The sequence below is a fragment of the Mesorhizobium sp. M1A.F.Ca.IN.020.06.1.1 genome, from assembly GCF_004023265.1.
Lineage (GTDB): Bacteria > Pseudomonadota > Alphaproteobacteria > Rhizobiales > Rhizobiaceae > Mesorhizobium.
The window spans coordinates 1-9421 of record NZ_RZSR01000115.1 but is presented as its reverse complement, the minus strand read 5'-3'; the positions used below and the strand labels follow the sequence as shown (position 1 = coordinate 9421).

Below are 9421 nucleotides of genomic sequence, written 5' to 3'. Positions count from 1 at the left end.
CGCGACGGCGACGATCTCCATACCCGGCATGATCCTGGGCGAGACGGCGCTGAGCTTCCTCGGGCTCGGGCTGCGGGCACCGATAACCAGTTGGGGCATCCTGCTCACCGAGGCGCGCAGCGTCAGCGTGATCGCGTTTTATCCATGGCTACTTTTGCCGATCCTCCCCGTCATTCTCGTCATTCTGGCGTTCAACTTCCTCGGCGACGGCTTGCGGGACGCTGCGGACCCCTACAAGTGACATCGCCAGTCCGCCGCGCTTCAAGGCGCAGACTCCGCCCGGTTCGTCGGGGGCCTGTTCGGTTGTTGCTGTGTTGAACGTTCGCCTCTATATGCGGCGACGCCGGATCGGGCTAACACGTTGCTCGGGTTTCATCCTGGTCGCGGGCATTGCCGGTCTCTTGAGCTGGTTCAGGACACACAGACGCATATGAGTCGCCTCGAAAGTTTCATCCGCAGGCTGACGGCACAGCGCGACATTCTCGATCAAGTCTGCGCGGAGGTGGCGAAGATCGAGGGTCCCATCCTTGAGCTCGGCCTCGGCAATGGCCGGACGTTCCACCATCTGCGCGAGCGTCTGCCCGGCCGACGGATCGTGGCGTTCGACCGCGCACTTGCCGCACACGCCAGCTCAATTCCCGAAGCTGAAAACCTCGTGCTCGGCGAAATCCGCGAGACGGCGAGCAGGTTCATCGGCATCGAGGCCGCTCTTGTTCATGCCGACATCGGCACCGGCTATGAAGATCGCGATGCAGTGACCTCTACCTGGCTCCCCGAACTGACCGCGCGCCTGCTTCGCGTCGGAGGCATTGCGGTCAGCGGCACGCCGCTCGATCACCCGCAGTTGCAAAGCCTTCCACTGCCGCCTTCGGTACCCGCCGATCGCTATTTTGTCTGCAGGCGCGTCTGAGGGCCGAAACGGCCCAAGTCTTCAGGGGATCGTGTATACCGCTATCTCCCTCTCGATGCCGCGCAGCGAGACCTCGTGTGGCACGGGCGTCAGCGCGTTCCTGTGCAACAGATCGGCGGTGAGATTGTCGTCGACCACCGCGCGCGTGGCGAAGATCGCCTGTGCGTTGGCAAGGTTCTGGACCCGCGAAGCAATGTTGACCGTCTGGCCGAAATAGTCCTGTCGCTCGTTCATAGACACAGCAATGCACGGGCCGGCATGGACTCCGATCTTGAGCAGCAGATCCTCGCGCCCGCTCTTCTCATTGAGCGCACGCATGGCATCGCGCATCCTCAGGGCCGCCGCAATCGCACGATCCGGCGTCGCGAAGGTCGCCATCACCGCATCGCCGATCGTCTTCACCACCGCGCCTGCCTCGGACGCGACGATCTCGTGCAGAACCTGAAAATGCACGCGCACGAGATCGAAGGCTGAAAGATCGCCCACCCGCTCGTAAAGCTCGGTCGATCCACGCAGGTCGGTGAACAGGAAGGTGAGGCTAGTGATCTTCAGGCGCTGGTTGATGTCGAGCGTATCCGTGCGATAAAGATCGCGGAACGTCTGGTTGGTGAGCAGGCGCTTGGCTGTCAGGAACGGCCGGCGTTTGCCCAGGAGATCATGCAATTCCTGGCCGGCGATGAAGACCGTCGGCAGCACGCGGGTGTCGGTCCTGTTTTCCAGCGAAATGCGCAACGGGCCGGGTTGCATCTCCAGCGTCTGGTTCTGGACATGCTCGCGGTCGAAGACCAATGAGAGGCTTCGTCGCTCTCTTGTCGGTTCGCCCTTGACGTCGATGAACTGCACTGAATGGGTGACCGGCTCGAAGACGATGATGAATTCGGACGGAAGCTGTACGGGCAGAACAGCCTTTTCACCTGGCGCAAGCTCGATATCCTCCAGCGAGAACGCTTCCATCGTCTTGGCGAAATCCTCTTCCGGCAGGTCGACGCCGGACGCCCAGTAGATCTGGCGGAAATATTCCACCAACGGCAGTTCGTGTGGATTGTGGGCGGCAATCTTGCGCACGCGAGGACTGACCGTGAATGTCACCTCGACCATCTCGTCGAGGGTCGGTGAATAGCCTTCGGAACACAGCGCGCAGGTATATTCGTCCTTCTGCAGGGTTTTGAGCGTGGCGTTGCTGTCGAGCACGCCGCCACAGCCGGGGCATAGAACATTCCAGGAAATGTCGAAGAGGCCCACGCGCGCCGCATGCAGAAAGGCGCCTATGGCGCGTTCCACATCGAGGCCATGCTTGCTGGCGAAGGCTAGAGCATTGATGCGGCAAAGCTCGCGGTCCTTGCCCTCCGCGATGGTTCGCTTGATCGCATCGATTGCCCGCGGATCGACATCGGTCGATTGCCGCAGAAGCGAGAACAGATCCTGAGCTTCGTTCATCGTGCAGGCTCCGGAAGAAATGCGCCGCCGAAACGTGTTGACCGGACCGGTCCTGGTCCGACTGCGCCATTTTACTTCGAAACCGACCCTACGGCCATTCGAATAGACAAGCCGGGCGATACCTCAAGTCCGTGTGGTGGATTTTCGCCGGCCGCAACCGGCACTATGATGATCCATGGGCATTTATCTATGCGGGCTACCCGATGCCGACATCCGACAATCCGCCGTTTCCCGGCACCCTGCGCCTCTTTTCCTTGGTGGTCATTATCGTCCTGACCGTAGGCGCCGGCCTGTTCTTCGCGCCCGTGCTGGTCAAGCCGCGCTGGCCGTGGGCCGTCACCCCGTTCAATGCCCGCTTCCTTGGTGGCTTCTACACCGCCGAAATGGTCGTGATGGCGGCGCTGCTGTTCTGGAATCGCTGGTCGCCCGGCAGGCTCGTGCTCGTCATGGCGCTCATCTTCACCGTCATCGTGTCGGTGGCGTCGTTCATCAATCTCGGCTATTTCAACTTCGGGCGCAAAGCGCCCTGGCTCTGGTTTCTGGTCTATCTTGGTTCGGTCGCGGCATCCGGGCTGTTCTTGTGGCGGGCCAGGGCCCGTCCTTCTGCAAAAGGCGTGACCTTACAGCCCGCATGGCGCGGCTACATGCCGGTGGAATTGGCAGTCCTTGGGCTCTATGGCGTCGGCCTTTTGCTGTTCCCCCTGACATTCGGCAGCTTCTGGCCATGGCCGGTCGATGGCTTCCACGCTCAGGTCTACAGCGCCATCTTCCTCGCGGGGGCGGGTGGCATATATGCCGTCTGGAGAAGCGCGCCGCGCGAGGAACTGCTGGTGCTGGGCTTGGCGCAGTTGCTGGTTGGCCTGCTTGCCATTGTTGGACTCGTCATCACCGACGCTGCGGTGAACCGGATCGACTGGACGGCGACCGGGACATTGTGCTGGCTCGCCCTTTTCGCCTGGATCGGCATCAGCGGCGTCTTCAAACTTTTCGCCGCCACTCAGTATTTTAGCTCGCAATCGGCATCATAGGTTCTAGAGACGGCTGGATTTTCAGGTGACGTAGGGTGCATCGTACCGTGCCGATTGCCATCGCCGGGAACGTTATGACCAGCACAACCTCGCCATCCTCCGAGAAAATCCAGCCGCAGCTCCGATCCGTTCGGCTAAGCGATGCGGAGGCGCTTTGCGCCATCTTCAACATGCCGGGCTTCCGCTGGGGCACGCTCAGGATGCCTTTCGAGATGGTGGAGCAGGTGGAGCGGCGCATCGCCAAGTCCGGCCAGGAAACCACCTGGATCGTTGCGGAGGTGGAGGGCAGGGTCGTCGGCCATGGCAGCCTGGTCGTGCAGGGTTCGCCGCGCCGTTCGCATATCGGCGAGATCAATATCGGTCTTGACGATGCCTTTGTCGGCAAAGGCATCGGCTCTGCCATACTTGGCGCGCTGCTCGACGTGGCCGACAATTGGCGCGCTCTGAAGCGGGTCGAATTGACCGTCTACGCCGACAACGAACCGGCCATGCGCCTCTACAAAAGCCATGGCTTCGAGGTCGAAGGTCGGCATGTGAAGGCCGGCTTTACCGACGGCCAGTACCACGACCTCCTCAGCATGGCCCGGCTGCGATTCTGAAATCCGCTGTTCGGTCTTAACTGTTTGTCCAATCTAGCAATCCAAGCCGAGTCGGCGAACTGGCGGTTGCCGATGGAGAGCTCTGTAGGATAACTTCGTCTCACACCGTTCTGATCGAGTTGACGATCCATGTGTGGGCCGGCATCCAGAAAGTCTGGTCTCGCTTGGCGTTTGCACCGCGAGCCGCCAGACGGGACAGATGACCGCCGTGGCTGACCCAATCCCTACGCCTCCAGTGGAAATTCTGGCTGTGCTGTCGCTGCTCTGCCCGGAGGTCGTGCGTGACATCGAGCAGAACTGGAACGCACCGGTTTCCGATTATGCCCGCCATCTGTGGCGGCCGGTGGTAAGGCCTGCATCGGACCCGGCGATCGCTGCCCGCTCGATCCTGCGCGACGTGCTGCATCAGCGTCTTGGTGCGATCATGCAGCCTGAAGAGGTCGGCAAGGCCCTCGACGGGTTCGAGCACAGACCGGTCATTCAGTCCGGCCTGCACTGTCTGCTTCTGATGGACCGGATCACCTTCGACGCCCTGCTGCTTGCCTGGCTCGGCGCGGTCGAAAGCGGGCTCTCGGCCTTCTTCTGCTTCATGGGAACGACGATGACCATGGAGACAATCGGCCGGGAGGGGCCCGGATGGCTCGATGTCGGCGACGACAAGGTCAACCTGTTTGGCATGGGGCGCCACAAGCTTTGCCGCAAAAGCGCCTGCGCGGCCGGTCCCGTCTTCCTCAACAAACGCGCGCTCGAAGCGGTTGGTGATGAAACGGATGCCAGCCGCTGGCTGGGCACACTGCTTGCCAGCCGGGACAAGATGTTTGCAACCGCGGCCGACGCGGTCACAGCCCTCAACGAGGATCTGGTCGCCAATTGGGATGGTTCCGACATGACTTGGCCGGTTTTCATCGATGATCGGCTGGCCGCGGCCGCCATGGCTCGGCATCTGGAATATGACGGCAGCCTTCTTTCCAGGCTGCTGTTTAAGCCGGCGAGGCGCCAGCGTCTCGAACGTGCCTTGGAAGAGACCGCATCGAGACCATTTGGCAGATTCCTGCCCAATGCCACAGCCTATTTCTGGGGCATCCGCGACGAGCGCGTGCGCAAGCTCGTCCTCGAGAACGGCCATCTGATCGAGCCCGACAGGCGGCATGGTCTTTCCATCCCGTTCGAGCGAACGCATCTCAAGCAGGCGCTACTGGAAGGCGTGCTGCTGCCGAACTTGTTCCTCACGTTCCTCGTGCTCGCCATATTGCCGCGCGTGCGGGTTGTGGGCGGCCTGAGACAGATTGGCTATGTGGCGCTTTTCCACTCGATCCTGCTGGCCGCGCTTGACGAGAACGCGCCGGAAGAGCGCGATCTGGCTCAGGAGCTGCAGGTTCGGGAAAATGCCTGGGGCGTGCGGGTCATCGATGAAAAGATCTCGGTGCGCGAGCAGCTTGCCGGCCTGCCGCAAGGGGCGCTCTTCGCGGATCTGCTCCGGCAGTATCGCTTGCAAACATTTGCCGAGACGACCGACGACCTGAAACTAGTTCGGGAAGACGCCCGATGGCGCAAGATCGGCCAGGCAGAGATCAAGGCGACCTGAGCTTCGCATCAGGTTTTATTCGCGGAGAGTCCATTCGCGAATGAACGCAGTTCAAGGCCTGACCTGACATGGCCTCACCTGTCATTGCACGATACCGGCCTTGCGGAGCCCGTCCACGATGAGTTCGAAATCGGCAGGGTTCTTGTAGGGCAAGACCTTGCGTCGGTAGTCCAGCGAATAGTCGGGATTGACGCGAAGCACCTCCTGCCATGCCTCGCGGGCCTCGGCGAAACGGCCCAGATGGCCGTAGCTGGCGGCCAGAAGCGCGCGCGAGACATCGGTGACAGCGTTGCGAGCCAGCCGCTGCAGCAAGAGGTCAACGGCCTCTTCGTACCTTCCGAGTTGAAACGATGCCAAAGCCTGGAAATGCAGAAGCACATCCGGAAAGTATGGATTCAAGGTCTTGCCCCGGGCGTAACTCTCGAGCGCCTCTACGGATCTGCCCGAATAGTGCAGCGCCTCGCCGAGGATCACGTGCCCTTCGGCGAAGTTCGGATTGAGAGCTATCGCGTGCTCGGCCTCGTTGATGGCTTCATCGTGCCGTCGTGTATACAGCTTCACGATAGCCAGTGCCCAGTGCGCCCAGGGATCGCTGTCATCCAGCGTTACCGCTCGCGTTGCAGCCTCTTCCGCTTGCGCCATCGATTCCGGCGGCGACGCACTCCACCTGTTCAGGTAATCGAGCCCGTGCGTGAGGGCGAGGAAGGCGTGGGCAGAGGCAAACTTCGGGTCCAGTTCGATCGCACGTTGCAAGAGGTCGCGGGCTGCGACGTTCGTCTCCTTCGTCAGCCGGTGCCACAGCTCCCGGCCCCGCATGAAATAGTCATACGCCTGCGTGTTGCGCGCATACTCGGGCGCCAGCCGCTGACGGTCGCCCTCGGTCAGATTAAGCGCCAACGCCCCGACGATCTGCTGCGTCACGTCGTCCTGCACCGCGAATATGTCAGTCAGGTCGCGATCGAACCGCTCTGCCCAAAGATGGCCGCCCGAGGTTGCATCGATGAGCTGCGCGGTGATGCGCACCCTGTTCCCCGACTTGCGTACGCTGCCCTCGAGTACATGCCGCACGCCGAGCTTCGAGCCCACCTCCTGCACATGGACGTTCTGGCCCTTGAAGGTGAACGACGAATTGCGTGCGATGACGAAGAGCTGCGACAGTTTGGACAGCGCCGTGATGATGTCCTCAGAAATGCCGTCGGCGAAGTAATCCTGTTCGGCGTCACCGCTCATGTTGGCGAACGGCAGGACGGCGATCGACAGTTTCGGCGGCGCTGCCGTCGCGGGCCGGCTCGCCGCGGTTTCCGGGGTCGCGGCCGCCTTGGTCCCGGCGCTGCCGACTTGTAGCGAATAGACCCGGATCGGCTCGGCGATGTTCTTGAGCTGTGTGCTGCCGAGATCGCTGACCGAGAGGTCGAGCCGCGCCTTGACCTGGCGATAGGCATCCTCGGACAGGCAGATGGCGCCGGGCGCCGCGACGCCCTCCAAACGCGAGGCGATGTTGACGCCGTCGCCCATCAGGTCGCCGTCGCTCTCTTCGACCACATCGCCCAGATGGATGCCGATCCTGAACTCGATGCGGCGGTCCTGCGGCACGCCGGCATTGCGCTCGACCATGCCGTTCTGAACATCAACGGCGCAGCGCACGGCATTCACCACGCTGCGGAACTCGACCAGCGCTCCATCCCCCGTGCGCTTGATCACCCGCCCGTTGTGCACTGCGATGATTGGATCAATCAGGTCGCTGCGCAGTGCCCGCAACCTCGCCAAAGTACGATCTTCGTCCTCGCTCGCGAGCCGGCTGTATCCAACCACATCTGCAGCGAGGATTGCGGCCAGCTTCCGGTTTTCGCTCATGGGCACGTGTCCTCGGCTCCATAATAGCAGGAAGGCGGAGGCTAAGAGGGAATTTTCGTGGACGACGGCTACGCAGACGCGCGAGTCGGCAGCGCTCTGCCACCGGGCCTGGACCGATCGCTCGATGCCCCATTTGCGCTGCCGCTTGCTGGCCGACGACTATCGGTTCATTCTTGTCTGAATACCCGGCCGTGAAGTGCGTGGCGAGATCACGCCGTCATGGCTCCAGTGAGGTCTTGCTCGATGGACTGCTCGGGCTGCGGTTTCGAGGTCGAGGGCGGTTTCGCTTTCTGTCCGAAGTGTGGCAGGCGCCAGCCCGTGCCGTGCGCCAGCTGCGGCTACCTGTGCGCGCCCGATTTCGAGTTCTGTCCGAAATGTGGGGCAAGCGTCGGTGCGACGGCAAAAGCCGTCGAACGGCCTGCTCCGACACCAAGCCGGACCATTGTGCCGCCTTCTCGAACTCCGTCGCTGCTCGCGAACATCGAAAGCGAAGATGATGGGTTGCATCCCGTCTCTGAAGCCGATCGCAGGACGGTGACGGTCCTGTTCGCCGACCTTTGCGGCTTCACCACACTCAGCGAGCAGCTCGACCCCGAGGTGATGCAAGCGCTGCAGAACCAACTGTTCAAGGAATTGACGGCAGCCGTGCGAAACTTTGGCGGTTTCGTCGACAAATTCATCGGTGATGCATTGCTTGCCTTGTTCGGTGCGCCGGTCGCGCATGAGGACGATCCGGAACGTGCGCTTCGCGCCGCTCTCGACATGATGGCCCGGACGACGCGGCTCGGCGAAAGCGCTCCCCACTCCGGCTCGCCTCTGTTGCTCCACATCGGCATAAACACTGGTCCGGTCGTCACTGGCGGATTGGGCATCGGCACCGCCAAATCCTATTCGGTGACCGGCGATACAGTGAATACGGCGCAACGCTTGCAATCGCTGGCGGCACCGGGTGAGGTTCTGGTAGGCGAACTCACTCATAGGCTGACCCGGCATGCCTTCTCTTTCGAGCCGCTGGGTGATGTTGTGCTTCGCGGCAAGGCAGGCAGTGTGCTCGTCCATCGACTGGACGCACCGCTTGCGTTGCCGCGTGCAGCGCGTGGGCTCGAGGTGCTCGGCCTGAGCGCGCCGATCATAGGTCGTGGTGCGGAGCTCCATAGAATGCTGGCCAGCCTTGACCAGGCGTGCGGCGGCTCGGCCCAACTTGTTCGCCTCGTCGGAGAAGCCGGTATCGGGAAATCGAGGCTGGTGAAGGAGTTCGTCGCCCGCGTCGGCGACGAGGATCGTTTTCGCAACGTCGCCGTGCGGCAGGCCACATGCTCACCGCTGGGCGAACAATCTTTTGGCGCCTTGGGCGCAGTGGTGCGCAGCGCTGCCGGGATGATGCAAAGCGATACTGGGGACGAAATGCGGGCGAAGCTCGCAGGCTTGCTGACCGACCTCGGCCTGCAGGGCGAGGAGGCGAAGCGGCTGATGCCTTTGCTCTACCATGTGCTTGGCCTTGGCGACCCCGATGCCACCTTGCAGCATGTCGAGCCCGAGCAGCTGCGGAGGCAAATTCTCTACGCAGTCCGCACGATCATCGAAAGGCGGCTTGCGTTGTCGCCGCTGTTGATTGTCGTCGAAGATCTGCACTGGGCCGACGCCGTGTCGCTCGAGGCGCTGCGTTTCGTGATGGACAGGTTGGAACGCACGCGGTTGATGTTGCTGGTCACGCATCGTCCGGCGCCGGACAACGACCAGCTCGACTCAAGTCGGGTCAGTCACACAGCGCTGAGGCTTTCGCCGCTCAACACTGATGACGGACGCGGGCTGCTGGCGGCGCTGTTCGGGGAGAGCTGGGTAAAGTCCGCAGGCAGGCTTGTCGACCAGATCCTCGAGCGCGCCGGCGGCAATCCGCTTTTTATAGAGGAGATCGTTCGCGGCCTGATCGATCGCGGTGTGCTGATGCGCGAGGGCCAGCGATGGCGGACTGCGGCAGGCGAAGTCGCAACCGGCATTCCCGCCACTA

The 9421-nt window shown here is 62.2% G+C and carries 7 protein-coding genes and 1 pseudogene; 6 read left to right on the top strand and 2 right to left on the bottom strand.

The window, feature by feature from the left end:
• A pseudogene (locus tag EOA60_RS07855) lies at positions 1-241 on the top strand (ABC transporter permease); the annotation flags it as partial.
• 189 nt (positions 242-430) lie between these two features.
• Entirely contained in the window at positions 431-910 is a 480-nt protein-coding gene (locus tag EOA60_RS07850) for a class I SAM-dependent methyltransferase (protein WP_066994102.1), read from the top strand.
• Between the two features lie 21 nt (positions 911-931).
• Here the strand turns inward: EOA60_RS07850 and EOA60_RS07845 are convergent, their stop codons facing one another.
• Positions 932-2347 (bottom strand): adenylate/guanylate cyclase domain-containing protein, encoded by a 1416-nt coding sequence (locus tag EOA60_RS07845; protein ID WP_067326333.1) that lies wholly within the window; start codon positions 2345-2347, stop codon positions 932-934.
• Positions 2348-2550: 203 nt separating this feature from the next.
• Between EOA60_RS07845 and EOA60_RS07840 the strand changes: the two genes are divergently transcribed.
• From EOA60_RS07840 to EOA60_RS07830, 3 genes are all read left to right on the top strand, one after another.
• On the top strand, positions 2551-3375 hold the full coding sequence (locus EOA60_RS07840; protein WP_127334827.1) for a hypothetical protein: 825 nt from the start codon (positions 2551-2553) through the stop codon (positions 3373-3375).
• A 74-nt stretch (positions 3376-3449) separates the two neighbouring features.
• The gene (locus EOA60_RS07835; RefSeq protein ID WP_095823327.1) at positions 3450-3974 is read left to right on the top strand and encodes a GNAT family N-acetyltransferase; all 525 of its coding nucleotides are present in this window, start codon (positions 3450-3452) and stop codon (positions 3972-3974) included.
• Positions 3975-4173: 199 nt separating this feature from the next.
• Complete coding sequence (locus EOA60_RS07830; RefSeq protein ID WP_095823326.1) at positions 4174-5559, top strand: hypothetical protein; 1386 nt, start codon at positions 4174-4176, stop codon at positions 5557-5559.
• 81 nt (positions 5560-5640) lie between these two features.
• On the opposite strand, the gene EOA60_RS07825 is transcribed toward EOA60_RS07830, so the two are convergent.
• Complete coding sequence (locus EOA60_RS07825; protein WP_095823325.1) at positions 5641-7413, bottom strand: adenylate/guanylate cyclase domain-containing protein; 1773 nt, start codon at positions 7411-7413, stop codon at positions 5641-5643.
• A gap of 243 nt (positions 7414-7656) precedes the next feature.
• Between EOA60_RS07825 and EOA60_RS07820 the strand changes: the two genes are divergently transcribed.
• Positions 7657-9421 (top strand): adenylate/guanylate cyclase domain-containing protein (locus EOA60_RS07820; protein WP_164899224.1); only part of this gene is annotated, 1765 nt, incomplete at its 3' end.